General features: G+C 66.7%; 21 protein-coding genes. 8 read left to right on the forward strand and 13 right to left on the reverse strand.

Going from position 1 to position 25,035, the window contains the following annotated elements; genetic code table 11:
- Positions 1-11 precede the first annotated feature (11 nt).
- The 6 genes from OA56_RS03115 to OA56_RS03140 form a co-directional block, all read right to left on the reverse strand.
- Entirely contained in the window at positions 12-2,312 is a 2,301-nt protein-coding gene (locus tag OA56_RS03115) for an NADP-dependent malic enzyme (protein ID WP_461583374.1), read from the reverse strand.
- Between the two features lie 100 nt (positions 2,313-2,412).
- Positions 2,413-3,942, reverse strand: a complete 1,530-nt coding sequence (locus tag OA56_RS03120) for a GGDEF domain-containing protein (protein ID WP_461583376.1) — start codon at positions 3,940-3,942, stop codon at positions 2,413-2,415.
- Positions 3,943-4,132: 190 nt separating this feature from the next.
- Entirely contained in the window at positions 4,133-5,239 is a 1,107-nt protein-coding gene (locus OA56_RS03125; RefSeq protein ID WP_461583378.1) for an FAD-dependent monooxygenase, read from the reverse strand.
- 83 nt (positions 5,240-5,322) lie between these two features.
- Complete coding sequence (locus OA56_RS03130) at positions 5,323-6,681, reverse strand: aminopeptidase P N-terminal domain-containing protein (RefSeq protein ID WP_141056210.1); 1,359 nt, start codon at positions 6,679-6,681, stop codon at positions 5,323-5,325.
- The gene (gene murU / locus OA56_RS03135) at positions 6,678-7,385 is read right to left on the reverse strand and encodes an N-acetylmuramate alpha-1-phosphate uridylyltransferase MurU (RefSeq protein WP_461583399.1); all 708 of its coding nucleotides are present in this window, start codon (positions 7,383-7,385) and stop codon (positions 6,678-6,680) included. Before murU ends, OA56_RS03130 begins: the two co-directional genes overlap by 4 nt.
- A gap of 13 nt (positions 7,386-7,398) precedes the next feature.
- Positions 7,399-8,394: an aminoglycoside phosphotransferase family protein gene (locus OA56_RS03140; RefSeq protein ID WP_055422811.1), complete on the reverse strand. Its 996-nt coding sequence runs from the start codon at positions 8,392-8,394 to the stop codon at positions 7,399-7,401.
- 494 nt (positions 8,395-8,888) lie between these two features.
- On the opposite strand from OA56_RS03140, the gene OA56_RS03145 reads away from it, so the two are divergent.
- Genes OA56_RS03145 through rsmA form a run of 4 tightly spaced genes read left to right on the forward strand, consistent with a single transcriptional unit; the run spans position 8,889 to position 13,904 of the window.
- The gene (locus OA56_RS03145) at positions 8,889-11,120 is read left to right on the forward strand and encodes an LPS-assembly protein LptD (protein WP_461583381.1); all 2,232 of its coding nucleotides are present in this window, start codon (positions 8,889-8,891) and stop codon (positions 11,118-11,120) included.
- Positions 11,120-12,127 carry a peptidylprolyl isomerase gene (locus tag OA56_RS03150; protein ID WP_461583383.1) on the forward strand — a complete coding sequence of 336 codons (1,008 nt, stop codon included), beginning with the start codon at positions 11,120-11,122 and terminating at the stop codon, positions 12,125-12,127. The genes OA56_RS03145 and OA56_RS03150 overlap by 1 nt, the downstream gene beginning before the upstream one ends.
- On the forward strand, positions 12,124-13,101 hold the full coding sequence (gene pdxA / locus OA56_RS03155; protein WP_461583385.1) for a 4-hydroxythreonine-4-phosphate dehydrogenase PdxA: 978 nt from the start codon (positions 12,124-12,126) through the stop codon (positions 13,099-13,101). Before OA56_RS03150 ends, pdxA begins: the two co-directional genes overlap by 4 nt.
- Positions 13,098-13,904, forward strand: a complete 807-nt coding sequence (gene rsmA, locus OA56_RS03160; RefSeq protein WP_461583387.1) for a 16S rRNA (adenine(1518)-N(6)/adenine(1519)-N(6))-dimethyltransferase RsmA — start codon at positions 13,098-13,100, stop codon at positions 13,902-13,904. Before pdxA ends, rsmA begins: the two co-directional genes overlap by 4 nt.
- Before the next feature lie 23 nt (positions 13,905-13,927).
- On the opposite strand, the gene OA56_RS03165 is transcribed toward rsmA, so the two are convergent.
- Positions 13,928-14,140, reverse strand: a complete 213-nt coding sequence (locus OA56_RS03165; RefSeq protein WP_055422975.1) for a YgaP family membrane protein — start codon at positions 14,138-14,140, stop codon at positions 13,928-13,930.
- An 89-nt stretch (positions 14,141-14,229) separates the two neighbouring features.
- Between OA56_RS03165 and OA56_RS03170 the strand changes: the two genes are divergently transcribed.
- On the forward strand, positions 14,230-15,702 hold the full coding sequence (locus tag OA56_RS03170; protein ID WP_461583389.1) for a DNA recombination protein RmuC: 1,473 nt from the start codon (positions 14,230-14,232) through the stop codon (positions 15,700-15,702).
- 51 nt (positions 15,703-15,753) lie between these two features.
- On the opposite strand, the gene OA56_RS03175 is transcribed toward OA56_RS03170, so the two are convergent.
- Both OA56_RS03175 and OA56_RS03180 read right to left on the reverse strand, forming a co-directional pair.
- Positions 15,754-17,502: a cation acetate symporter gene (locus OA56_RS03175; RefSeq protein ID WP_055422804.1), complete on the reverse strand. Its 1,749-nt coding sequence runs from the start codon at positions 17,500-17,502 to the stop codon at positions 15,754-15,756.
- Positions 17,499-17,807 (reverse strand): DUF485 domain-containing protein, encoded by a 309-nt coding sequence (locus OA56_RS03180; protein ID WP_055422803.1) that lies wholly within the window; start codon positions 17,805-17,807, stop codon positions 17,499-17,501. The genes OA56_RS03175 and OA56_RS03180 overlap by 4 nt, the downstream gene beginning before the upstream one ends.
- Positions 17,808-17,979: 172 nt before the next feature.
- On the opposite strand from OA56_RS03180, the gene OA56_RS03185 reads away from it, so the two are divergent.
- The gene (locus OA56_RS03185; RefSeq protein ID WP_461583392.1) at positions 17,980-19,632 is read left to right on the forward strand and encodes a fatty acid--CoA ligase; all 1,653 of its coding nucleotides are present in this window, start codon (positions 17,980-17,982) and stop codon (positions 19,630-19,632) included.
- Here OA56_RS03185 and mnmH read toward each other — a convergent pair.
- The gene (gene mnmH / locus OA56_RS03190; RefSeq protein ID WP_461583394.1) at positions 19,617-20,744 is read right to left on the reverse strand and encodes a tRNA 2-selenouridine(34) synthase MnmH; all 1,128 of its coding nucleotides are present in this window, start codon (positions 20,742-20,744) and stop codon (positions 19,617-19,619) included. The two genes, OA56_RS03185 and mnmH, sit on opposite strands and share 16 nt — an antisense overlap.
- Positions 20,745-20,766: 22 nt before the next feature.
- On the opposite strand from mnmH, the gene selD reads away from it, so the two are divergent.
- Positions 20,767-21,849 carry a selenide, water dikinase SelD gene (gene selD / locus OA56_RS03195; RefSeq protein WP_055422973.1) on the forward strand — a complete coding sequence of 361 codons (1,083 nt, stop codon included), beginning with the start codon at positions 20,767-20,769 and terminating at the stop codon, positions 21,847-21,849.
- 7 nt (positions 21,850-21,856) lie between these two features.
- Here selD and OA56_RS03200 read toward each other — a convergent pair whose 3' ends face one another.
- On the reverse strand, positions 21,857-22,543 hold the full coding sequence (locus tag OA56_RS03200) for an arylesterase (protein WP_082438342.1): 687 nt from the start codon (positions 22,541-22,543) through the stop codon (positions 21,857-21,859).
- Here OA56_RS03200 and OA56_RS03205 point away from each other — a divergent pair.
- Positions 22,542-23,240, forward strand: a complete 699-nt coding sequence (locus OA56_RS03205) for an ABC transporter ATP-binding protein (protein ID WP_055422800.1) — start codon at positions 22,542-22,544, stop codon at positions 23,238-23,240. The two genes, OA56_RS03200 and OA56_RS03205, sit on opposite strands and share 2 nt — an antisense overlap.
- On the opposite strand, the gene OA56_RS03210 is transcribed toward OA56_RS03205, so the two are convergent.
- Both OA56_RS03210 and OA56_RS03215 read right to left on the reverse strand, forming a co-directional pair.
- On the reverse strand, positions 23,234-24,142 hold the full coding sequence (locus OA56_RS03210) for a DMT family transporter (protein WP_170210802.1): 909 nt from the start codon (positions 24,140-24,142) through the stop codon (positions 23,234-23,236). The genes OA56_RS03205 and OA56_RS03210 overlap by 7 nt on opposite strands.
- Before the next feature lie 28 nt (positions 24,143-24,170).
- On the reverse strand, positions 24,171-25,035 hold an 865-nt coding region (locus OA56_RS03215), incomplete at its 5' end, for a hypothetical protein (protein WP_461583397.1).

The raw sequence follows: 25,035 nt of genomic DNA on the forward strand, positions 1-25,035 counted from the left end.
TGCTTCCCCGGTCATTGCGCTTTGAGTTTGTTGCGCAGCTCGAGCGCGTCGACCACCGATACGGCCGTCATGTTGACCAGGCGACGCACCGTCGAGGAGGGCGTGAGGATCTGTACTGGCATGGCCGCGCCCAGCAGCATGGGGCCGACGGTGACCCCGTCGCCATTGGCCACTTTCATCAGGTTGAAGGCGATGTTCGCCGCGTCCAGATTGGGCATCACCAGGAGGTTTGCTTCGCCTTCGAGCGTGCTTGCCGGAATCAGGCGCTGGCGGATGCCCGGGTCGAGCGCCGAGTCACCGTGCATCTCGCCGTCCATGTTGAGCTGCGGGCACAAGGCGCGCAGGATGTCGCGCGCCTGGCGCATCTTGCGCGCCGAAGGAGTGTCGGCCGAGCCGAAGTTGGAGTGCGACAGCAGCGCCACGGCGGGTTCATAGCCGAAGCGGGTGAGCTCGACGGCGGCCATGCGGGCGATTTCGGCCACGTCTTCGGCGCAGGGGTCGTAGTTGACGTAGGTGTCGGTGATGGCCAAAGTGCGCTTGGGCAGCATGAGGATGTTCATCGCCGCGAAGAGGCGCGCGTCCGGGGCCAGGCCGATGACGTCGCGCACGTGCTGCAGGTGGGAATGGTAGGTGCCGAAGGTGCCGCACACGAGCGCATCGGCGTAGCCGTTCTTGAGCAGCATGCAGCCGATGAGGGTCGTGTCGCTCATCATGCGCACCTTGGCGATTTCGGGCGTCACCCCCTTGCGGCACATGAGTTCGAGGTATTGCTGCCACAATTCCTTGTAGCGCGGGTCGGATTCGGGGTTGACGACGTCAAAGTCGCGCTCGGGCACGAGGTTGAGCCCCAGGCGCTTGATGCGCATCTCGATCACCGCGGGGCGGCCGATGAGGACGGGGCGGGCGAGCTTCTCGTCGATCACGGCGCGCGCAGCGTGCAGCACCCGTTCGTCTTCCCCTTCGGCGTAGAGCACGCGTTTGTGCTCGGGCGGGACGCTTTTCGCCACCGAGAACACCGTTTTCATCACCACGCCGGAGTGGTAGACGAAGTTCTGTAGCGTGGTGCGGTAGGCGTCGAAATCCTCGATCGGCCGCGTGGCCACGCCCGAGTCCATGGCGGCTTTCGCTACCGCCGGGGCGATGCGCACGATGAGGCGCGGATCGAAGGGTTTGGGGATGAGATAGTCCGGTCCGAAGGTGAGTGCGGCTTCCCCGTAGGCTCCCGCGAGCATGTCGCTCTGCTCGGCGCGCGCGAGATCGGCGATGGCGTGCACGCAGGCGAGCTTCATCTCTTCGGTGATGGTGGTGGCGCCCACGTCGAGTGCGCCGCGGAAGATGAAGGGAAAGCACAGGACGTTATTGACCTGGTTGGGATAGTCGGAGCGTCCCGTGGCGATGATCGCGTCGGGTCGCACGGCCTTGGCGACTTCCGGCATGATTTCGGGAATGGGGTTGGCGAGCGCGAAGATGAGGGGGTCGCGCGCCATCTTGGCCACCATCTCCGGCTTGAGCACGCCCGCCGAGGAGAGCCCGAGGAAGACGTCGGCGCCGTCGATCACCTCGGCGAGCGTGCGCGCGTCGGTGACCTGGGCATAGCGCGCCTTGTTCGGTTCCATGTCCGGCTCGCGCCCGACGCGGATCACGCCGCGTGAATCGCACACATAGACGTTCTCCCGTTTCAACCCGAGGCGCACCATCAGGTCGAGGCAGGCGATCGCGGCAGCCCCCGCGCCCGAGCACACGAGCTTGACTTCGTCGATCTTCTTGCCCACGACCATCAGCCCATTGATGAGCGCCGCGGAGGAGATGATGGCGGTGCCGTGCTGGTCATCGTGGAAGACCGGGATCTTCATGCGCTCGCGCAGCTTCTTCTCGATGTAGAAGCACTCGGGCGCCTTGATGTCTTCGAGGTTGACGCCGCCCAGCGTCGGCTCCATGGCGGCGACGATGTCGATGATTCGATCGGGGTCTTTCTCGTCGAGCTCGATGTCGAAGACGTCGATGCCGGCAAATTTCTTGAAGAGGCAGCCCTTGCCTTCCATCACGGGTTTGGCGGCGAGCGGCCCGATGTTGCCCAGCCCCAGCACCGCCGTGCCGTTGGTGATGACGGCCACGAGGTTGCCGCGCGAAGTGTATTCCCGCGCGGTGAGGGGGTCACGCACGATCTCCTCGCAGGCGGCCGCGACGCCAGGGGAATAGGCCAGCGACAGGTCACGCTGGTTGCTCAGGCTCTTGGTGGGCACCACCGAGATCTTGCCGGGGGTGGGGTGGCGGTGGTAGTAGAGCGCGGCGTCGCGGAAGGTTTTGTCCATGGGAAGCTCTCCAGAACGGTTGGATGCGTGCGCCCGCCCTCGGTCGCACGTCGAAACGGGGGTCTATCCATCAGGTGGGAAGTATACCGCGGGGTGAGCTTCAGGTGTCGGCGACGAAGACGCGGTTCTTGCCGGCGCGCTTGGCGTGGTACATCGCCTGGTCGGCGCGATCGAAGGCGCTCTCCCACGTGTCTTCGGGGCGGACGTCGGCGACGCCGGCGCTGAAGGTGACGACGCGATGGCGATCGTCCTGGAAGAAGATCTCGCGCGTGAGGATGCGCTGCAGCCGGCGCAGGATCTCGGCAGAGGTCTCGGCGCTCGCGCCCGGCAAGAGGACGACGAATTCTTCCCCGCCGTAGCGGCCGATGACGTCTTGTTCGCGCAAGTGCTTTCGGGCGATCTTGGCGAGGAATTTGAGGGAATCGTCGCCGGCCTGGTGGCCGAAGAGGTCGTTGATGCGCTTGAAGTCGTCGAGATCGATCACGCCCAGCGTGAGCGAAGGGATGCCCCCCTGACGTAGTGCCTCGATCGCCCGGGAAAAGGCGGCTTCCAGGCCGTTTCGGTTATAAAGGCCGGTGAGAGGGTCGCGCACGAGTTGCTCGTTGAGCGCCTGCAGCTGCGCTTCCAGTGCGCGCACCTTGGCATCGGCATCCTCGGCTTCGCGGCGGGTGCGTTCGAGCGCTTCGCGCGCCTGGCGGGTGGTCTCGCTCATGTGGCGCGTCGCCTGCAGCAGGGTGCGGAGCTCGCCCGCGACGGAGGCGAGATCGTCGGCCTGTTCGATGGCCACGGCCGCCTGCTGCAGTTGGGACTGGTACTGCTCGGTCTCCCGGCTCATCTGCCCCAGCTGGGAGAGGAAATCGGCCAGCAGGCGTTTGAGTTCGGCCTCGGCTGCGCGCTTGCGCTCGAGGGTGCACTGCAAAGGGTCGAGCAGGGCGTCGAGCCGTTCCTGCAGTAGGCGCACCACCTGAGGCGTGAGGTCCGTGGCCGGCTGGAGGAGTTCGTGGCGCAGACGGCCTAACTCGGCTCGAATGCCGTCGTTGTCGCCGCCGACGAGCTCGAGCGCGTGCATGGTATGGGCGAGCAGCTCGAGCAGCGCTCCCGTGAGGGCGGCCGTGTCGATCTCTGGGGCAGCAGCCGGGGCGGAGGACGTTTCTCCGGGCGGCTGGCGCAGTCCAGCGATGAAGCGCTCGAGCCGCCGTGGGAGCCAACGACTCTGTCCCTCCTCGAGAATCGTCTCCAAGGCATGGAGTTTGCGCTCCGGCGTCCATCCAGGGGCGGCGTGCTCCCAGGCGTCGATCAGCCGGCGGATCAGGGGGACCCACGAAACCTCCGTTTCGTGGGCTGGAGGCAGGGCGAGCAAGGCTTCTTCGACGTCAGCCAGAGCCTGTGCCGTCTCATTGCGCTTGAGGTGATCCCTTGCGCGCGCGAGTGCGGCGCAGGTCCGCTCTCCCGTGCGGGGGAGTTTGGCCACGACCAGCTCGAGCAAGCGCACGAGCCGCGGTGGTAGCAGCTCCGGTTCCCCGGCGAGTTCGCAATAGATGCGGGTGTAGTTCTCTGGGGTGGGCGGCTGCTGCAGCTGCGCCAGGCGCAGGAGGGTTTCTTTGGCGAGATCGACGGGAGAGGAAGGCATCGTTCGTGAGAGGCAAGCGCCGGCAAGGATGTCAGTGTATCACTGCGGCCGCTAGCGCGCCTCAATCCAGTGCCGGCGCTCGGGGCCATGCGGAGGCGCCGTTAGGCGAATTGGGGTGCGAAGCGGCGGCATTGCTCGGCTGCGAGGACACGCGGTGATTGGACGCAAGACCTTGGCTGCCTGCGAGTGATCATCGCCACCCGAACATCATCTGCTGCGCGAAGCGCGCTTTGAGCGGCAGGCAGGCATCGAGTGCGAAGAGGGCAGCGCCGCGTGCGAGCGGGATCAAACCTTCTCGAGGCAGGAATCCGCGTGCGAAGCCGTCGGTGAGGCCGATGGTGAGCCGCCGGTCGGGGGTGCGGCGCCGGGCGTAGCGCTCGAGCGTCCAGGCGCTGCCGGGGTCGTCGGCCTCGCGCAGCAGTTCCACCAGCGTGCCGACGTCGCGGGCGGCGAGGTTGAAGCCCTGGCCTGCCACCGGGTGCAGGGTCTGGGCCGCGTTGCCCAGCCACACGGTACGCTCGGCCACCGGCCGGCGGCGCCAGCGCAGCACCAGGGGGTAGGCGGCGCGGCCGTGGATCCCACCCAGCCGCCAGCGGTTGCCGAAGGCGCGCTCGAGGCGCTCGAGATAGGCCGCATCGGGCAGGGCGGCGGCCTGTCCGGCCTCGCCGTGCGGCAGCACATGGACAAAGGTCCACTGACCGTGATCGGGCAGGAGCGCCGCCGGCCCTTGCGGCGTGAAGCGTTCGACGGCGCTCTCCGGCGCGAGCCCCTCGGCGTGCACCCAGCCGATGAGGGCGCTCTGGCCGTAGTCGTGCGAGACGACGTCCGACGTCTCGCCAGACAATCGCCCCTCGGCACGGGCGCAGAGCCGGGCGAGGAAGACGCCTCTGGGCGTGCCGAGGGCGATGCGCTCGCCCTGGACTTCGCTCGTCTCGACTGGCGTCCCGTCCAGCAGCGGGATGCCGCGTGTCTGTGCCGCCTCGATCAGCGCCGCGATGAGATCGGCCGCGCGCACGACCGTACCGAAGAAAGGCACTCCCAGCGTTTTCGCGTCCAGCCGCACGCGGCCGAAACCGTGCTGCGAGACGTGAATGGTGCGAATCGGCGTGGCCGGCAGCAGCCGGGCGAGCCCCAGCCGCTCGAACTGGCGCCAGGTGCCCAGCGACAGCGCCAGCACCCGAGCATCGTCGGCAAGGCGCGTGCGCGGGCGGGCGTCGAACACCACGGTGTCTCGGCCGAGTTCATGCAGCCACAGGGCGAGCGTCAGCCCGACGGGGCCGGCGCCGACGATGGCCACGTCATGATCGGATGAGCGCGGGGCAATCGCCTGCGGATGCTCTCCTGGCTCTCGAAACGAGGATGCGCCTGGATTCTGGAGGTTCATCGTGCGTCACTCCCGCCGTGCTGCATCAGCGCTTCGATCGCCTCGGCCGCGACGGGCACGTCGCGCGTGAGGAGCCGGCACCCCTTCTCGGTCACGAGGGCGTCGTCTTCGATGCGGATACCGAGGTTCCAGAAATCGCGCGGCACGTCGTCGGCCTCGGGCACGTAGAGCCCCGGCTCGACTGTGAGCACCATGCCGGGTACGAGCGTCACCGGCTGGCCGTTCTCATGGGTGGGGCCGGCGTCGTGCACGTCCAGCCCCAGCCAGTGACCGGTGCGATGCATGTAGAAGCGCTTGTAGGTCTGTCGTTCGAGCGCCTCGTCGAGCGAACCGGAGAGGAGCCCCAAGTCGAGCAGCCCTTGAGTGAGTACGCGCACCGCGGCCTGATGGGGGTCGTCGAAGGTGGCGCCGGGGCGGATCGTGGCGATCGCCGCTTCCTGCGCCGCGAGCACGAGGTCGTAGAGCAGGCGCTGCGGCGGACGGAAGCGCCCGTCGACGGGGAAGGTGCGGGTGATGTCGGAAGCGTAGCCGTCGTATTCACAGCCTGCGTCGATGAGCACCAGTTCGCCTGCCTGTAGCCGCGCGCGGTTGTCGGTGTAGTGCAGGATGCAGGCGTTGGCGCCGCCGGCGACGATGGAGGGGTAGGAGGGGCCTTGGGCGCCGTGGCGGCGGAATTCGGCGATGAGCTCCGCTTCCAGCGCGTATTCGTGCAGTCCTGGCCGGCAGACACGCATGGCGCGGCGGTGGGCATGAGCGGCGATCGTCGCACTGCGCTGCATCAGCTCGAGCTCGAAGGCGTCCTTGACGCGGCGCATGCGGGCGATGAGCGCGCGGGCGTCGTGTAGCGTGTCTGGCGCTGGCGGGCCGAGCCGGGCCTTGGTGCGCAGGGCCGCCAGCAGGCGGCGCAGCCGGGCGTCGATCTCCTCGTTCTCCGCGAGCGGCAGCCACAGCGCCGGAGCTCCGGCGAGGAGTTCCGGCAGTTTCGCGTCGAGCTCGGCAAGCGGAAACGCCGCTTCCAGCCCCAACGCCTGGGGTACGGCGGCTACCCCCAGACGGCGGCCTTCCCACAGTTCCTTTTCCGGATCGCGGTCGCGGCAAAAGAGCACGCTGCGCGGCGATTCATGGGTGCGAAGCAGCAGCCAGGCATCCGGCTCGAGGTAGCCGGTGAGATAGTAGAAGTCGCTGTCGAAACGGTAGGGGTAGGCGGTGCCGCCGTTGCGGATGCGCTCAGGGGCGGTGGGCAGTAGCAGCGCCCCGCCGCCGGCGGCCTCGAGCTGTGTCAGCAGGCTCGCGCGGCGTTTGGCGAAGGCGCTCAGGTCTTCGTGGTAACGGCCGACGGGAAAATCCGGATTCATGCCTTCTCCTCGTTCGCCGCCGGCAGTTGGCGGCGCAATGCTTCCAGGCGCTCGGGGGTGCCAACATCGACCCATAGGCCGTCGTGGCGCTCGCCGCTCACCTTGCCCGCGCGCATCGCCGCGCGCAAGAGCGGCGCCATTGGCGTGCGCACCCCAGCCGGCAGGGGCCGAAAAAGCTCGGCGCGGTAAAAGCCGATGCCGGCGAAGGTGAGTGCAGTGCCGCGCGCCTCCTGCGCATCAGGATACACCATCGCATCCTCCCCCAAGGCGAAGTCTCCCTGGGGACGGTGCGCCGGATTGGGGACGAGCAGCAGGTGCGCCAGGAACCCGGATTCGAGCCGCTGCCGGGCACGGCGCACGAAGGCGGCCACGTCGAGCGGGCAGTAGACGTCGGCATTGACGACGAGAAACGACTCGGCATCGAGCAGGGGCAGCGCCTGGCGCACGCCTCCGGCCGTCTCCAGGCCGGGTGCCGGCTCCGGGCTGAAGAGAAGTTCCATCGTGCTTCTTCGCCGCTGCCCCAGGTGGGCGACGATGCGCTCGCCGAGCCAGCAGGGATTGACCACGGCGCGGCTGCAACCGGCCTCGGCGAGCCGCTCGAGCCAGTGGTCGATGAGCGCCTTGCCGCCTACTTCCACGAGCGGCTTGGGGCAGGTGTCGGTGATCGGGCGCAGGCGCTCGCCGCGTCCGGCGGCGAGTACCATGGCCGCGAAACCCTCAGAATGTGTAGCCAACGGCCAGTTCCTCGGGATGCAACCGTTCGAGGAGCCGGCGCAAGGGGGCGAGTTCCCCGTAGCGGCGGCTCGTGAGCAGCAGATGGCGGCGTACGCGCGGCAGGTCTTCGAGGTAGCGCGTCTTGCCGTCGCGATGCGCGAGTCGCGCGAAGATGCCCAACACCTTGAGGTGGCGCTGCACGCCCATCCATTCGTAGTCGGTATAGAACGCTTCGAATTCCGTGTGGATCGGCAGCCCGAGTTTCCTGGCTACCTGCCAGTAGCGCACCAGCAGATCGAGCGCGAATTCCTCGGTCAGATCGACATAGGCATCCTTGAAGAGCGAGACCGCGTCATAGGTGATGGGGCCCCAGACCGCGTCCTGGAAATCGAGCACGCCCGGACCGCGGCCATCGTCGAGCAGCATCAGGTTGCGGCCGTGGTAGTCGCGATGCACGAAGACCCGCGGTTGCGCGAGCGCCCGCGCGACCAACGCCTCGAAGAGCCGTTCGAGCATCGCTTCTTCGCTCGGCGCGAGGGTCACGCCCAGGTGGCGGCGCAGGTACCATTCGGGGAAGAGCCGCAGCTCGGCGAGCAGTTTTTCCCGGTCGTATTCCGGCAGCCAATCCGGGCGCGTCAGGGCTTGCATCGCCGCGAGCACCCCCAGAGCCTGGGCGTAGCGCTCGTGGGCGGATTCTGGGGAAACGTTGCCGGCGTAGGGGAGATCGCCGAAATCCTCCATCAGCACGAATCCTTCGGCCGCGTCGACCGATTCGAGGCGCGGCACGGTGATGCCGGCCCCGTACAACAGACGCTGTACGGCGAGCCAGGGGGCGAGCGGCTCTTTTTCGGGCGGAGCGTCCATAACGATGCGCGTGCCGCCTTCGGGGAGCGCCACACGCCAGTAGCGGCGAAAACTCGCGTCGGCGCTCGCCGGCCGTGGTTCGGCGGCAATGCCCAGATCGGCCAGCCAATGGCACAGGCGCGCGAATCGATCCATGAGGGAGAGTTCCTTGCGGTACAATGGCGGACGATTTTAACAAAGCCGAGGCTGCACGCCCGTGACTTCCGGGGAGTAGGATTTTGCGTGACGGGGAAAATTTCGCCTTGCTCGCCTGGGCAGCGGTATTCTTGGCCTGGAGCCTACCCTGCGCCAAGGCGGTCGCTCAGCCCTTGCCGCCCTTGCCCGTGAAACCGGAGCTCCTCGGCCTGCCGCCGGCGCCCAAGCCTGCGCCTGCGCCCTCCGCCTCGCCCGCCACATCGCCTTCCGGCGCTACGGTCACCGTCGTTCCTTCGCCTGCGGGAGGAAGCGCCCAGCCTTTGCCTCCGGCCGGCGCACCCCAAGCCGTTCCCTCTGCACGGCAGCAAGCGACTCCATCCGCAGCCGAGCCGGCGCAAGCGCCGGCCGCCGCTTCGCCAGCTGCCCCTGCTGCGGCTTCAACCCAGGCGCCAGCGGGAACGGTTCCGGCTCCTTCGCCCCCTGCCGGGCCAAGAGTGGCTCAACCGCAGGAACCCCCCCGTATCCGCCTCTCCACCGACACGGCGAGCGGCGTCGAGATCCCCCTCCTGCCCCAGGGAACGATCGTCGAGGCCGACGAGATCCGCGGCGAGCGGGGCGCCGCCGTCGAAGCCGTGGGCAACGCCATCCTCGTGCGCGACAACATCCGCATTCAAGGCGATCGCCTGCGCTTCGACGAGCTCACCGACGAGGCGAGCGGCGAGGGGAATCTTTTCATCCAGGACACGGCCAAGGGCTTTCAGGTCGAAGGACCTCGCGGCCGACTCTACGTCACCGCCAAGGAAGGCGAGATCGAGCAGCCGGTCTATCGCTACGACCCGCCGGAGAACGTCAAGGAGCAGAGCCGCGCGGGCCACGGTGCCGGCGAGAAACTCTTCTTCGAAGGAGAGAACCGCTACCGCCTGCTCAATGGCACCTGGACGAGCTGCGCGGCGCCCGACCCGGCCTGGTACGTGAGGGCCGACGAGCTCAAGCTCGACTACGACCGCAACCAGGCCCAGGCGCGAAACATGGCGCTGGTGTTCCACGGCGCGACGATCCTAGCTGCACCTTATGCGGAATTTCCGTTGGGGCGGGAGCGCAAGTCCGGTTTCCTCACCCCCAGCGTCGGCATGTCGACCAATTCTGGCTTCGACGTGGCCGTGCCGTACTATTTCAACCTCGCGCCCAACTACGACGCGACCTTGACCACGAGGGCGATCGCGCGGCGCGGCCTCCAGCTGGGGGGCGAATACCGCTACCTCACGCCTTCCTACCAAGGGCAGATTCGCGCCGAGGTCCTGCCCGATGACCGCGAGGCCGAACGCAACCGGGCGCTCGCCTCATTTCAACACCAGCAAAGCCTCGGCCCGGAATGGTCCTATGGGCTGGATTTCAACCGTGTCAGCGACAAAGACTATTTCAACGATCTGAGCAACCGCATCGAGCTTTCCTCCACTGCCCATCTCGTGCAGCAGGGGGTGCTGAATTATCAGAATTCCTCGGGCTGGGGTGGGTCTTTGCTGATGCAGCAGTATCAGACGATCGACCGGGAGGTGAGCGAACCCTACCGGCGCCTGCCGGAGTTTTCCTTGTGGCACCAGCCCGTCGAATTGCCGGGTGGGCTCGAGTTCAAGCTGCGCACGCTCTACACCCAGTTCCGTCACGACGACGCCGGCCAGCGCGGCGATTACGGCATGAACTGGGTCGATGGCGACCGAGCCGTGCTCAACCCTTCCATCTCTTTACCCATATATCGTAGCTGGTGGCATTTCGAACCGAGCCTGCAGTGGCACTACACGAGCTATGACCTGGATCAGCCGGCCCTGGCGGGGGGGCGCACGTCCATCGATCGCAGCGTTCCGATCGCCTCGCTCGACATGGGGCTCGCCTTCGAGCGCGACGCGAGCTTCTTCGGTCGTGACTGGCTCCAGACCCTGGAGCCGCGCATCTACTACGTGAAAACCCCCTATCGCCGCCAGGATGACATCCCGCTCTTCGACACGGCGCGCTTCGGCTACGGTTTTGCCCAGATTTTTTATCCGAACCGCTACGTGGGCGACGACCGCATCTCCGATGCCGACCAGGTCACGGTGGCGGCGACCACCCGTCTCCTGGAATCGGACACCGGCTGGGAACGCCTGCGGCTCACGCTGGGTCAACGCTATTATTTCGAGACGCCGGAGGTGCTCATGCCCGACGAGAGCCCCATCGTCGACCGGCGCACCGATGTCCTTGGCGAGGCCGATGTGCATCTCACCCGCCGGATGCAGTTCAAATCGTTCTGGCAATACAACCCCAGCGAAGACCTGACGCAGCGCTTCAACGCCGGGGTGCGTTATCAGGCCGGATTCGCGCGGGTGCTCAATCTCGACTACCGTTATACGCGCGATCTGCTCGAAGACGTGGGAATCGGGGCGCAGTGGCCGCTTGCCCGTGGCTGGGTTGGCGTGGGGCGCCTGAGCCGCTCGATTCTCGAAGAGCGCCTCACCGAGGCCATCCTCGGCCTCGAGTACGATGGCGGCTGCTGGGTGCTGCGAACCGTCTTCCACCGCTACGCCTTGTCGGAGAACGACAACAACACCGCCTTTTTCGTGCAGCTCGAGCTCACGGGCCTGGGGAGCCTCGGCTCGAGCCCCGAGACGCTGCTGCGCCGCTCGGTGCCGGGTTACGGCAAGATCTCGCCTACCGCCACCAGCACCCTGTTCGGATCCGCAGGAGGAATGTGATGGCAGTGAAACGACGCTCGCTTCCGCTGCTCGGGGCGGTTTTTCGCTCTGCGCTATTGCTGCTCGCGCTGTGGGCAGGATCTACCGCTGCCGCCGAGCTCACTCGGGTCGTGGCCGTGGTCAATAACGAACCGATCACTTCCACCGAGCTGCAGCAGTACATGGTGCGTGCCAAGCGGCAAGTGGCCAAGCAAGGGGTGCAGATCCCCGAGGACGAGCTGCGCCAGCAGGTGCTCGAACAGATGATTTTGGAGAAACTGCAGCTGCAGGTGGCCAAGCGCATGGGGATCACCGTCGACGATACGGCCATCGATCGCGCCATCGAGGACATCGCCCGGCGCAACAATATGACGCTCGATGCCCTCAAACAGGCGCTCGCCGCCGACGGCATCACCTTCGAGCAGTTCCGCGAGCAGATTCGCCGCGAGATGACCATTGCCCGCCTGCGCGACCGCGAAATGGAAGGGCGGGTGACGGTGTCCGATGCCGAGGTCGACCACTTCCTCGCCAACAACCCCGACGTGATGCGCCGCATCGAAGCGGAAGCCGGCAACGTGACGCAGACCCACGTGCGCCACATCCTGGCCCGTACCAACCAGACCACCAACGACGAGGCAGCCAAGGCCAAATTGCTGGCGCTGCGCGAGCGCATCGTCAATGGCGTCGATTTCGCCGAGCTCGCCAAGGCCAACTCCGACGACGGCTCCGCCTTCAAGGGCGGTGATCTCGGCTGGATCAACCCCGGCGATACCGTTCCTCAATTCGAAGAAGCGATGAACCGGCTCGCTCCGGGTGAGATTTCCCAGCCGGTGAAAACCCCCTTTGGCTGGCACCTGATCCAGGTGCTGGAACGCCGTCCGCTCACCGCTTCCGAGGACTACCGCCGCAACTACGCCCGGCAGTTGCTTCGGCGGCAAAAGATGGATCAGGCCTATAATGCCTGGTTGCAGACGATCCGGGCCGAGGCCTTCGTCGAGATCCGCCGCGATGCGCTGGAGGCGAAATGAAACCGATCGCCATCACCACCGGTGAGCCCGCCGGAGTAGGGCCCGAGCTCTGCGCCCGGCTCGCCGACCGTCTGTGGCCTGCGCCGCTCGTGCTGATCGGCGACCGGAAGTTGCTGCGCGAGCGCGGCGTGTCGTCGTTGCCCGAGTTCGATCCGGCTGATCCCGCACCCTTGTCGATACGCCATGTGCCGCTGCGCGCGCCTTCCATCCCCGGCCGGCTCGAACCGGCCAACGCGCCTTACGTGCTCGAAGTGCTCGATACGGCCATCGACGGCGTGCTCGGCGGCCTTTTCAGCGCCATCGTTACCGCACCAATCCAGAAAAGCCTCATCGCCGACGCGGGTCACCCCTTTACGGGACACACCGAGTATCTCGCCGAGCGCAGCGGCACTCCGCTCGTGGTGATGATGCTGGTGGGCGCGGGGCTGCGCGTGGCGCTGGTCACCACCCATCTGCCGCTCGCCGAAGTGCCTGCCGCGGTCACGCCGCAGCGGCTCGAAGCCGTGCTGCGCATCCTCGATCGGGATCTGCGCCGACGTTTCGGTATCCCGCAGCCGCGCATCCTCGTGGCGGGCCTCAATCCGCACGCCGGCGAGGGCGGCCACATCGGGCGCGAAGAGCTCGAGGTCATCACTCCGGTGCTCGGGCGCCTGCGCGCCGAGGGCATGACCCTGATCGGCCCTCTGCCCGCCGATACGCTCTTCACCCCCCGCGTCATCGCCGGCAGCGACGCGCAGCTCACCATGTACCACGACCAGGGCCTGCCGGTGCTCAAATACGCCAGTTTTGGCAACGGGGTCAATGTCACCCTGGGCCTGCCCTTCATCCGCACCTCGGTCGATCACGGCACGGCGCTCGATCTGGCCGGAACCGGGCGCGCCGATCCAGGCAGCCTCTTCGAAGCGGTCACGCTCGCCTGCCTGCTCGCTTCCGTCGAGGAGCGCCTTGCTGCCCAAGGAGAAAGCGGTACGTGAGCGCCGAAGTACAAGGCCACCGGGCGCGCAAGCGCTTCGGACAGAATTTCCTGCGCGATCCCAATATCGTCCGGCGCATCGTCGCCGCCATCGACCCGAAACCCGGCGAGCATCTGGTCGAGATCGGCCCCGGACTCGGCGCGCTCACCGAGCCGCTCATCAATGCTGCCGGCCATCTCACGGCCATCGAGCTCGACCGTGATCTCGCCGCCCGCTTGCGGGAGCGTTTTCCCGAGGAGCGGCTGCGGCTCATCGAGGGCGATGCCCTGCGCTTCGATTTCGCCACCTTGCCGGCGCCGCTGCGCGTGGTGGGAAACCTGCCTTATAACGTGTCGACGCCGCTCCTCTTCCATCTCGCTGGGTACGCCGATCGCATAAAAGACATGACTTTCATGCTGCAAAAGGAAGTGGTGGAACGCATGGCGGCCGAGCCGGGCAGCGCTGCCTATGGGCGATTGTCGGTGATGCTGCAACTGCGCTTTGCCGTGCGCAAGTGCTTCGATGTGCCGCCGGGCGCGTTCGTGCCGGTGCCGAAAGTGACTTCCAGCATCGTGCGCCTCACCCCGTTGCCTCGAGGCAGGTACGAGGTGGACGACTTCCCCACGTTTGCGCGCGTAGTGGCCGCAGCATTCAACCAGCGGCGCAAGACGCTACGCAATGCCTTGAAAGCGCTGGCGTCGGCCGAGATTTTTTCCCGTACCGGCATCGATGCGTGTCTGCGCGCCGAGATGCTGTCCGTGGCCGATTTCGTGCGGCTGGCCAATGCGCTCTCGCGCGAGAAGCCAGAGACATCCGCCGACTGAGCTTCGACGGATGTCTCCTCAACTCAGGAGGCCTGACCGGAGCCGGATTCCTTCTTCTGGCAAGTGTTGACGCCGATCAGGGTATACAGCGGGCACCAGTTGAGCAGCCCCGTAGCCAGCGGCAGCACGCCGATCCACGTCCACGGCGTACCGATACCCATCAAAGCGAGGACGATCAGCACCACCCCGACGACGATGCGCGCGATTTTATCGATGCCGCCGACGTTTCGTTTCATTTCCATCTCGCTTCTCCTGTGCTTCCTGTGCTTCCAGTAAACCCGCGTATCATCATAGATCACTTCGGCGGATTTTGGAGTTTCCGGTCATGGATTTTTTGCTACTCATCGTGCTGGCCACAGCCGTCGGCGCTGCTTTGTCCTTCTTGGGGGCGCGTCTGGCGCTCTCGGCCCAGCGGGCGAGCTTCGAGCGCGAGCTCGCTCAGCGCCAGGAGGCCGAGCTGCGCCTGCAGAGCGAATTGCGCCAGCGCATCGAAGCGATCGAAGGAGAGCGCCGCGCGCTGCACGAGGAGGTAGCGCAGCTGCGCGGCGAGCTCGCGCATCGCGCCGGGCTCGAAGAGCGGCTCGCCGAGGCCAAGCAGCGCCTTGCGGAGGTACAGGACCGCTGGCAGCAGACACTGGAAGAAAACCGGAGTCTGGCCGAACGGCAGGCGGCTCTGGCCCAGGAGCTGGAAGCCGAGCGCCGGGCGGCAGCAGAGAAACTGCGCTTGCTCGAAGACGCGCGCCAGCAGCTCACCGAGCAGTTCAAGAATCTGGCCAACGACATCCTCGAAGAGAAATCTCGCCGCTTCACCGAGCAGAACCAGAACGAATTGGGTGCCTTGCTCGAACCGCTCAAGCTGCGTCTGACCGAATTCCAGCGCAAGGTCGAAGAGGCCTACGTCACCGAAGGAAAGGATCGCACCGCGCTCGCCGAGCAGGTGCGACAGCTCATGGCGCTCAACCAAACCCTGAGCCGTGAAGCGCGGCAGCTCACCGAAGCCCTCAAGGGCTCGAGCAAGACCCAAGGCACCTGGGGAGAGCTCGTGCTCGAGCGGGTGCTCGAAGCTTCGGGGCTGCGCCGCGGCGAAGAGTACGAGGTGCAGGTCGCCCACACCGACGGCGAAGGGCGGCGCCTGCAACCCGACGTCGTCATTCGCCTGCCCGAGGGGCGCCACCTCGTCATCGACGCCAAGGTCTCGCTCAACGCCTACGAAGCCTACGTCGCCGCCGAGAACGACGGCGAGCGTCAAGGTGCGCTCAAGCGCCATCTCGACTCGGTGCGCACCCACATGAAAGGGCTGTCGCAGAAGCGCTACGAGCAGCTCTATGGGGTCTCCTCGCTCGACTTCGTGCTGCTCTTCGTGCCGATCGAACCGGCCTTCATGCTCGCCGTCACGCATGACAAAGAGCTCTTCATGGACGCCTGGCAGCGTAACGTGCTGCTGGTGAGCCCCTCGACCCTGCTCTTCGTCGTGCGTACGGTCGCGCATCTGTGGCGCCAGGAGCAGCAGAATCGCAATGCCCAGGAGATCGCCAAACGCGGCGCCGAGCTCTACGACAAACTCGCCGGCTTCGTCACCGACTTGCAAGCGCTCGGGCAGCGCCTGGAGCAGGCACGCAGCGAGTACGACAAAGCGATGGGAAAGCTCGTCGCCGGCAGGGGAAACCTGCTGCACCGGGCCGAGTCGCTCAAGGCTCTGGGAGTCAAGCCAGGGAAGAATCTACCGCTCGGCCTGCTCGGCGAGGATCCCGAAGCAGACGGCCCATTGGCGGAGACGGCGGAGGAGCCGAGGAGGTAGAAAAACCCCCGGACGGGGCCGGGGGTGAAAGGGATTGCCTTGTAGGGACGATCAGTGGTCTGAAGCCGCCGCCGCGCCGAAGCCGGTCTCGGAGCGCACGCGCTGGGCCGCGTAGGCCGCGCGCTCTTTCTTCGCCTGTTCGCTCTGGTCGAGCACCGAGAAGAGCCAGGTGCCGAGGAAACCGGCCAGCATGGAGAAGAGCGCCGGCGAGGTGTAGGGGAACCAGGCCGAACCCTTGGGATTGCCGAGCACGTCTTCCCACACCGCCGGCGAGACCACGGTGAGCCCGACCGAGGCGATCAGGCCGAGGAAGCCGCCGATCACCGCGCCGCGCGTGGTGCAGTCTTTCCACAGCACCGACAGCAGCAGCACCGGGAAGTTGGCCGAAGCCGCCACCGCGAAGGCGAGCGACACCATGAAGGCGACGTTCTGCTTCTCGAAGGCGATGCCGAGCAGCACGGCCACCACGCCCAGGCACAGGGTGGCGATACGCGAGACGCGCAGCTCCGAGGCCGAATCCGCCTTGCCCTCCTTGAAGAGGGTGGCGTAGAGGTCGTGCGACACGGCCGAGGCGCCCGACAGGGTGAGTCCCGCCACCACTGCGAGGATGGTAGCGAAGGCCACCGCCGACATGAAGCCGAGGAAAATGTTGCCGCCCAGGGCGTTGGCGAGGTGGATCGCCGCCATGTTGCTACCGCCCTTGAGCGCGCCCTTGGCGTCGAGGAAGCTTGGATCGGTGAGCACGAAGATGATCGCGCCAAAGCCGATGATGAAGGTGAGGATGTAGAAGTAGCCGATCCAGGTGGTGGCCCAGAGCACGGATTTGCGCGCCTGCTTGGCATCCGGCACCGTGAAGAAACGCATGAGGATGTGCGGCAGGCCGGCCGTGCCGAACATCAGCGCCATGCCGAAGGAGATCGCCGAGATCGGGTCCTTGATGAAGTTGCCCGGTCCCATGATCGATCGCCCGACGTTTTGCGCCACCTCCATCACGTCCTTGCCCTGCTCGGCCGCCTTGGCGACCACCTTGGGATCATTGAGCGCCAGGTTGGTCTTGATCTCCACCGCCTTGGCGAACATCGCCTCCACGTTGAAGCCGAAGTGGAAGAGCACGGCGAAGGCCATGAAGGAAGCGCCGGCGAGCAGCAGGCACGCCTTGATGATCTGCACCCAGGTGGTGGCGGTCATGCCGCCGAAGAGCACATAGACCATCATCAGCACGCCGACGATCACCACGGCCATCCAGTAGTCCAGGCCGAAGAGCAGTTTGATGAGCTGCCCGGCGCCGACCATCTGCGCGATGAGGTAGAAGGCCACGACCACCAGGGTACCGGCGGCGGCGAAGGTGCGGATCGGCCCCTGCCGGAAGCGGTAGCCCGCCACGTCGGCGAAGGTGAAACGACCGAGGTTGCGCAGCCGCTCGGCGAGCAGGAAGGTGATGATCGGCCAGCCGACCAGGAAACCGATCGAGTAGATCAGCCCGTCGTAGCCGTTGGCCATGATGGCCGCCGAGATGCCGAGGAAGGAGGCCGCGGACATGTAGTCGCCGGCGATCGCCAGTCCGTTCTGGAACCCGGTGACGCCGCCTCCGGCGGTGTAGAAAGCCGCCGCCGTCTTCGTACGCGCCGCCGCCCACTTCGTGATCCACAGCGTCAGACCGACGAAGATCAGGAACATGATGATCGCGGTCCAGTTCGTCTCCTGCTTGACGGTCTGCCCCAGGTCGCCACCGGCCGCGAAGGCAACCCCAGTGGCTGCGAGCAGCGTCAGCGCGCCGCACAGTTTCGTCGCCGTTCTCATTTGCGCACCTCCTTGAGGATCTCTTCGGTCAGGGCGTCGAACTCGGTGTTGGCGCGGCGCACATAGATACCGGTGATGATGATGGCAAAGAGGATGACACCGACGCCGATGGGGATACCAAGGGTGGTGACGCCGGTGCCGATGGGCTTGGCGAGGAACTCCTTGTCGAAGGCGATCAGCGCGATGTAGCCGTAGTAGACGATCAGCATGAGGATCGTCAGGATCCAGCCGAAACGCCCGCGCTCCTGCACGAGGCGCTGGTACTTCGGATTCGCCCGAATCCGCTCGTAGATGTCGTTTTGCATGGTGCTCTCCTCCTAAGCGTTTGCAGGGGTCTGCAGATCGTAGGCTAGAGGGGAAGCCTTACAAAATGCTTACGCGTGCAAAAATAAAAATTATTTGATAATCTCGCGCCAAGAACGCGGCGGTGAGATGTCACCGCCCTTCAAGTATTTTTTCCTTGGAGAGGACCGAACCATGGACGCCACATCACGCACCGAGCGGACTCCCTCTGCCTATCCCTATCCCTTGCTGATACGGCACATGCTCGAACGGGCGGTATCCGATCACCCTACCTCCCTGATCGTCTATGGCCAGACATGCCATTCGTACCGGCAATTGCGCGAACGGGTCGGACGGCTGGCCGATGCCCTTGCCGCACTCGGGGTGGGGCGAGGGAGCACCGTCGGGGTCATGGACTGGGATACGAACCGCTATCTCGAATGCTTCTACGCCGTGCCGATGATGGGTGCGGTGCTGCACATGGTCAACGTGCGCCTTTCGCCGGAGCAGATCGTCTATACGATCAACCACGCCGCCGACGACATCCTGCTCGTCAATGTCGAGTTCTTGCCGCTGCTGCAGCGTATCGCCGGGCAATTGCGCACCGTCAGGGCTGTCGTGCTGCTCGACGACGAAGGAAAGGCTCGCGAGGCAGATTTGCAGGGCTTGCGCTGCGCCGGGGAGTATGAGGCGCTGCTCTCGGCGGCTTCGCCGGATTACCTCTTTCCCGAGCTCGACGAAGACACCCGTGCCACCACTTTCTATACCACCGGCACTACGGGCCTGCCCAAAGGGGTGTTTTTCAGCCACCGCCAGCTGGTGCTGCACACGCTCGCCTGCCAGCTCGCGCTGGGCGCTGCGGCGCACTGTCGTCTCGACAAACGGGACGTCTATATGCCCATCACGCCCATGTTTCACGTCCACGCCTGGGGCATGCCGTACGTGGCGACGAATCTCGGTCTGAAGCAGGTCTATCCTGGCCGCTACGTGCCGGAGCGCCTCCTGAAGTTGCGTACCGAGCATGGCGTGACGTTTTCGCATTGCGTGCCTACCATCTTGCAGATGCTGCTGATGAGTCCGGCATCGGCCACGACCGATCTGTCCGGCTGGAAAGTGATCATCGGCGGTTCGGCCCTGCCAGCTGCATTGGCCAAGTCCGCCTTGGAGCGCGGCATCGACGTCGTCACCGGCTATGGCATGTCCGAGACCTGCCCCATCCTGACCGTGGCCTTCCTCGATGAAGACATGCTGTCGTGGGACCTGGAAGCCCAAGCCCGGCAACGGGCCAAGACGGGACGGCCGATCCCCTTGGTGCAGCTGCGCATCGTCGATGGGGCGATGAACGAACTGCCGCACGATGGCAAGAGTGCCGGGGAAGTGGTGGTGCGCGCGCCCTGGCTCACCCAGGGCTACCTGCACGATCCCGAGGGCTCTGAGCGCCTGTGGCGCGGCGGATGGCTGCACACGGGAGACATCGGCGTGATCGACCCCGACGGCTTCCTGCGCATTACCGACCGGCTCAAGGACGTGATCAAATCGGGCGGGGAATGGATCAGTTCGCTCGAGATCGAAGGGCACATCCTTCGGGTGCCGGGGGTGGCCGAAGTGGCGGTGATCGGCGTACCCGACGAGCGCTGGGGGGAGCGCCCCTTGGCCTTTGTCGTGCCGTCCCGACCGGGGGCGGTGAGTTCCGAAGAAATCCTCCAGGCGCTGCGGCGCGCCGCCGAGGCAGGGGAAATCTCGCGCTATGCCGTGCCCGATCGCATCGTCTTCCTCGAGGAAATCCCGAAAACGAGCGTGGGCAAGATCAACAAGCGGGCCCTGCGCGAGCGCTACGGCGCCGCTTGAGGAGGGCGGGCCGAGGCGGCGGCCGAAGACGGTCGGGGAAGGAGTTCGGAAGCCGATCCCCACGCCTCGATCTCCCCGCAGGTGGCCTCCAGCGCGGCGGTGTCCAGCCCCGTGAGCCGTACCCGGGACGCCTGTACGAGCTCCGGATGGCGGGCGAGCGAGCGGCGGTAGAGGGGATCGTAGTGCCGGGCAATGAGCTCGGCAAAGAGCGTTGCCAGATCGCGGCGAAGGGCGAATTCCTGCCAGCGGCGCAAGGTCTCGTTCGGGACGAACCCTTTGAAGCGTTCGAGCCGCCGCGCGAGCGCCTCAGGCTCGTCGCCCAGCCAGGCATAGTCTTCGAGCAGGAGCTGCAGGCGGCACTCCTGGGGCGTATCGAGCACGATCATGGGAGCGAGCCGCATTGCTTCGTGGAGTGCCTCGGGCAGCTGCACCAGGCCGATGCGCTTGCTCTCGGCTTCGACGAAGACGGGCCGGAAAGGGTCGAAGCGGCGCAGCGCCGCGACGAGCGCCGTATCGAAGGCTTTTTGCGTGGGCTGGGCTTCGCCTCCCGGCCAGGCGCCGAGGATGGAGCCGCGATGACGCGCCAAGGCTTCGAGGTCGAGCACCTGATGGCCGCGGAGCTCGAGCGCCTGCAGCACGCGCGTCTTGCCCGAGCCGGTGGGGCCGGCGATGACGCGCCAAGAAAAGTGCGCCGGCAGCTCGGCGAGCCGCTCCAGCACCCAGCGGCGATAGGTCTTGTAGCCGCCCGCCAGCTGCGCCGCCGACCAGCCGATCATACGCAGCCAGGTGACGAAGGCGCCGCTGCGCTGCCCGCCGCGCCAGCAGTAGACGAGCGGACGCCAGGAAGGAGGATGCTGCTGCAGGCGTTCCTGCAGGTGACGCGCGAGATTCTTGGCTACCCAGGCGGCCCCGAGCCGGCGCGCCTCGAAGGCCGAGTGCTGCTTGTAAATGGTGCCGATGATGCGCCGTTCGGTGTCGTCGAGCACTGGCAGGTTGATCGCGCCGGGGATGTGGTCTTCGAGAAACTCGGCGGGCGAGCGTGCGTCGATGATCGCGTCGAATTCGTCCATCCGTTCGAGCGGTACAATCCGGTCTTTGTCTTTGGCAGCCATGGATCTCGAGGAGGTCAAATATATGGAACGAGGAACAAGCACTTCGGCGCACGGCATCCGGCTCACCGAATGGGCCCACGGCGGCGGTTGCGGCTGCAAGATCGCGCCGGCGGTGCTGCAGCGCCTGCTCGGTTCGCTGCCTCCCGGGTTGTGTCCGCCAGAGCTGCTCGTGGGTACCGAGGCGAGCGACGATGCGGCAGTCTACCGCCTGCGCGAGGATTTGGCGATCGTCGCCACCACCGATTTCTTCACCCCGGTGGTCGACGACCCCTACGATTTCGGCCGCATCGCCGCCACCAATGCGCTCTCCGACGTCTACGCCATGGGCGGGCGGCCGATTTTGGCGCTGGCCCTCGTCGGCATGCCGGTCGGCAAGCTGCCCGAGGAGGCGATCACCCGCATCCTGGAGGGCGGCGCGGGCGTGTGCCGTGAGGCGGGCATTCCGCTCGCCGGAGGGCATTCGATCGACACGGTCGAACCGATCTACGGCTTGGTGGCATTGGGCGTGGTGCATCCCGAGCAGGTGAAGACGAACGGCGGAGCGCGCCCGGGCGACGTCCTCATTCTCAGCAAGCCGCTTGGCATCGGCATCCTCTCGGCGGCGCTCAAGCAGGGGCGGCTCTCCGGCAGCGAATACGCCGAGATGCGGCTGTGGACGATGACGCTCAACCGCGCCGGGCGGGCGCTCGCCAGTCGCGAAGCGGTGCACGCCATGACCGACGTCACCGGCTTCGGCCTGGCGGGGCACCTCCTGGAAGTCTGCCGTGCGAGCGGCGTGGCGGCGGTGCTCGACCGGGAGGCGATCCCCGTGCTCGCCAGTGCGCGGCGATATGCCGAAGAGGGCGTGGCCACCGGGGCCTCCAAGCGCAACTGGGCGAGTTACGGCGAGGAGGTCGATCTGTCGGCGCTCACTGAAGACGAAGCGGAGGCGGCGCTGTGGCGCACCCTCCTCACGGACCCACAAACGAGCGGGGGGCTCTTGATCGCCTGCGCGCCAGAAGCGGCCGAAGGGGTGATGGCCGAGATCCGGGCGCACCAGGCGCTGGGCGGCTGGAAGATCGGCGAGATCGTCGAGTCGCCCGTGCCGCGGGTCGTGCTGCGCTGAAGGGCTTTCAGCGCCCGGAGGCGGCGCCGCGTTTGCGCACCGCTTCCAGCGCCGAGGCGATCGCCGGCCACACCGTCTGGGACAGCTTGGGCACGGCCTCCAGCACCGGGTGCAGCCCGTCTTCCTGGAACGCATCAGGGTCGAGCGCGATCGCTTCGAGCAGGAAGGGGACGAAATGCACGGGGTAACGGGCTGCGAGGCGCGGATAGACCGCATCGAACTCGGCAGTGTAATCGGGCCCCAGATTGGGGGGCAGTCTCATGCCCACGAGCACGACTTCGCAGCCGGACTGTTTGGCCATGAGGATCATGCGCTCGAGATTGGTCTCCATCGCTTTCGGCGGCAGGCCGCGCAGGCCATCGTTGGCGCCCAGGGCGAGCACGACGACATCGGGTCGGTGCCGTTCGAGCAGCCTCGGCAGGCGGGAGGCTCCCCCGGCCGTGGTCTCCCCCGAGACGCTGGCGTCGATGACGCGGTGTGCTCCAGGTTCGAGCGCATCGAGCTGGCGCTGCAGCAGGTAGGGCCAGCCGCTTTGCGGCGGTAGCCCATAGCCCGCGGAGAGACTGTCGCCGAAGACGAGAATCGTGGCTGCGCTGGCCGGTAAAGCCGTTGCGAGCAGGGCAAACGCGAGGAAGAGCAACGCGGGAATGGATCGACCACCCTTTGGGTGGAAACGCGGAGGAAGGATCGACATGGGCAATGAGACTCCGGGAAAAAACGTCACCCCCATATTGTGCGCCGAGAAACTGCGCAAGGTCGTTTTACGCCGCGGCGAGGAGCCGCTCGTGATCCTCGACCAAATCGATCTTGCCGTTTTGCAGGGCGAAGCGGTGGCCATCGTCGGGGCCTCCGGCTCGGGGAAATCGACCTTGCTCGGTTTGCTCGCCGGCTTGGATATCCCCAGCGAGGGGGCTGTGCTTCTGGATGGAACGCCGCTCTTTGCTCTGGACGAAGATGGACGCGCGGCCCTGCGCGGCCGCACGATCGGTTTCGTCTTCCAGAATTTCCAGCTTTTGCCCACCCTCTCCGCCCTGGAAAACGTCATGCTCCCGCTGGAGTTGAACGGCGTGCCCGCGGCCGCGGAGCGGGCCCGTCAGTGGCTCGAACGGGTGGGATTGTCCCACCGCTTGCACCATTATCCCCGTACGCTCTCCGGCGGCGAGCAGCAGCGCGTGGCGCTGGCGCGCGCTTTCGTCACTTCGCCCAAGGTGATCCTGGCCGACGAGCCTACCGGCAACCTCGACACCGCCACCGGCGAGGCGGTGATCGAGCTGATGTTTGCCTTGCGGGAGCGCGAAGGCACCACGCTCGTGCTCGTCACGCACGATGTCTCGCTGGCCAGGCGCTGCGACCGTATCTTGAAGATGCATGCGGGGCGACTCGTTCAGTGAGGGGTGTGCGCTTCGGCGCGCGTGAGCTCCGCCGCTTCCCGGCCCCGTTCCCTCGTCTGGGCCCAGAGGATGCCGGCAAGGAGGATCGCCGCTCCGAGCCACTGGCGCGGAGTCATCGTCTCGCCCAACCACAGGGCGCCTGCCAGCGCGGCGAAGACGCTCTCGAGCGAGAGGATCAGCACGGCGTGCATGGGTCGCACCGTGCGCAGCGCCTGGATCTGCAAGGTGAAGGCCACGGCGCTCGAGAGCACTCCGGCCCACAGCAGCGGCAGCCAGGTATGGGCGAGCGACTCCAGCTTCGGTTGTTCCCACAGCAGGGTGCATAGGCCCGAGAGCACGGCGGCCACGGCGAACTGGCCGGCAGAGAATCCGACGGTCGGCAAGTGCCGCCCGTAATGGCTCAGGGCGATCACGTGCGCCGACCAGAAGATCGCGCCGACGAGCTCGAGGAGGTCGCCGCGATGCACCTCCAGATTCCCCTGCACCGACAGAAAGTAGAGGCCGGCGACGCAGGCGGCCAGGCCGGGCCAGAAGGCTGCCGGCGGTCGCACGCCGCGCAGCCATCCGAGCAAAGGAACGAAGACGATGTAGCTCGCCGTAATGAAAGCGGCATTGGCGGCGGTCGTCTCGGTCAGGCCGATCTGCTGGAAGGCGAATCCCGCGAAGAGCAGCGTCCCCGTCACGATCGAGGCGCGTAGCCAGCGCTTCAGAGAGACTCCACGGCGCTGGCGCTCGAGGGCCCACCACAGCGGCAGCAGCGCCACCGCTGCCAGGGCGAAACGGGCGGCGTTGAAGGCGAAAGGCTCCATCGTCGCCATTGCCTGGCGCTGCGCGACGAAGGTGCTACCCCAGATGGCGGCGACGAGCAGGAGCAGGAAGTGGTCGCGGGAGAAACGCGGCATGGAGGAATCCGGAACCGAAAACCCGATTCTATCCTGCCGCCGTTGCCGGACGCAGGATCGCCCCGGCCGTGCGCCAGCCGCTGGCCGCCGCCGATTCCGCCCCCGGCAGGGTCGGTTCCGGCGCCATCCAGCCACCGGCGAGCCAAAGGCCAGGGAAAGGGTGCAGGGGCGGGGGAGAAGGTGCAGGCAACGGAAAGCGCTCGTCGCACCATGGCGCCGCGAGCGTTTCTTCGCCCAAAGGGAGGAGCCGCTCCGGCCCGGGGGGAGCGAGACAGGCCAATGCGGTGCGGCCACCGCCCGCCGGCGCTTGCCAAGCATCGGCTTCGGGGGTGAAGCACCATCCGTGCGTGGTATGGGGGGTGATCGCGCTCCAGAGCCGGATCTCCGGCCAATTCGAAAGCCGTGCGACCAGCGCTTCGAGCCCGGCGATTCCCCGGAGCAGGGACGCTGCGTCCCGGGGCGGAACGGCGAGCACGACGTGATCGAAATGGCGGACGTCGGTCTGCGGCAGGCGCCATCCGCCTTCCGCCGGCTCCAGGGACTGCACCGGCGCGGCGATCGCCACCTCGCCGCCGCGTCGCCCCAGCGCGCGGGCAAGCGGCACGGCAAACCATTCGACGAAGGAATCCGGCAGGCGGAACCACTGGCGGTGCGCCCGTGCGCCCAGCGCGGCGGCGAGAAGACGGGCGAAGCGGGGCAGAGGGGTCTCTTCGGCCGGAGCAAGGCACAGAAGGCGGCACAGGGGGCGCCACAAGAGGTGCAGCGCCGCTTCGTCGCCCCACGGCAATGCCGTCTGGGCGAGCGGTAGGTCGGGTAGGGCGCTCCCGCCATGCCGGCCGGCGCGCAGCAGCCGCCGCAAGGCGCGGCTGGTCGCGCGTCGTTCCCTGCTAGAG

The sequence above is a fragment of the Tepidiphilus sp. HLB4 genome (assembly GCF_054823945.1).

Coding starts and splice junctions, on each gene's coding strand:
- OA56_RS03140 (WP_055422811.1), bottom strand. CDS start 8,394: ATGGATCGATTCGCGCGCCTGTGCCATTGGCTGGCCGATCTGGGCATT.
- OA56_RS03120 (WP_461583376.1), bottom strand. CDS start 3,942: ATGCCTTCCTCTCCCGTCGATCTCGCCAAAGAAACCCTCCTGCGCCTG.
- murU (WP_461583399.1), bottom strand. CDS start 7,385: ATGGTACTCGCCGCCGGACGCGGCGAGCGCCTGCGCCCGATCACCGAC.
- OA56_RS03200 (WP_082438342.1), bottom strand. CDS start 22,543: ATGTCGATCCTTCCTCCGCGTTTCCACCCAAAGGGTGGTCGATCCATT.
- OA56_RS03150 (WP_461583383.1), top strand. CDS start 11,120: ATGGCAGTGAAACGACGCTCGCTTCCGCTGCTCGGGGCGGTTTTTCGC.
- OA56_RS03180 (WP_055422803.1), bottom strand. CDS start 17,807: ATGCAAAACGACATCTACGAGCGGATTCGGGCGAATCCGAAGTACCAG.
- OA56_RS03165 (WP_055422975.1), bottom strand. CDS start 14,140: ATGAAACGAAACGTCGGCGGCATCGATAAAATCGCGCGCATCGTCGTC.
- OA56_RS03185 (WP_461583392.1), top strand. CDS start 17,980: ATGGACGCCACATCACGCACCGAGCGGACTCCCTCTGCCTATCCCTAT.
- OA56_RS03170 (WP_461583389.1), top strand. CDS start 14,230: ATGGATTTTTTGCTACTCATCGTGCTGGCCACAGCCGTCGGCGCTGCT.
- OA56_RS03115 (WP_461583374.1), bottom strand. CDS start 2,312: ATGGACAAAACCTTCCGCGACGCCGCGCTCTACTACCACCGCCACCCC.
- selD (WP_055422973.1), top strand. CDS start 20,767: ATGGAACGAGGAACAAGCACTTCGGCGCACGGCATCCGGCTCACCGAA.
- OA56_RS03130 (WP_141056210.1), bottom strand. CDS start 6,681: ATGAATCCGGATTTTCCCGTCGGCCGTTACCACGAAGACCTGAGCGCC.
- OA56_RS03175 (WP_055422804.1), bottom strand. CDS start 17,502: ATGAGAACGGCGACGAAACTGTGCGGCGCGCTGACGCTGCTCGCAGCC.
- OA56_RS03210 (WP_170210802.1), bottom strand. CDS start 24,142: ATGCCGCGTTTCTCCCGCGACCACTTCCTGCTCCTGCTCGTCGCCGCC.
- OA56_RS03205 (WP_055422800.1), top strand. CDS start 22,542: ATGGGCAATGAGACTCCGGGAAAAAACGTCACCCCCATATTGTGCGCC.
- mnmH (WP_461583394.1), bottom strand. CDS start 20,744: ATGGCTGCCAAAGACAAAGACCGGATTGTACCGCTCGAACGGATGGAC.
- pdxA (WP_461583385.1), top strand. CDS start 12,124: ATGAAACCGATCGCCATCACCACCGGTGAGCCCGCCGGAGTAGGGCCC.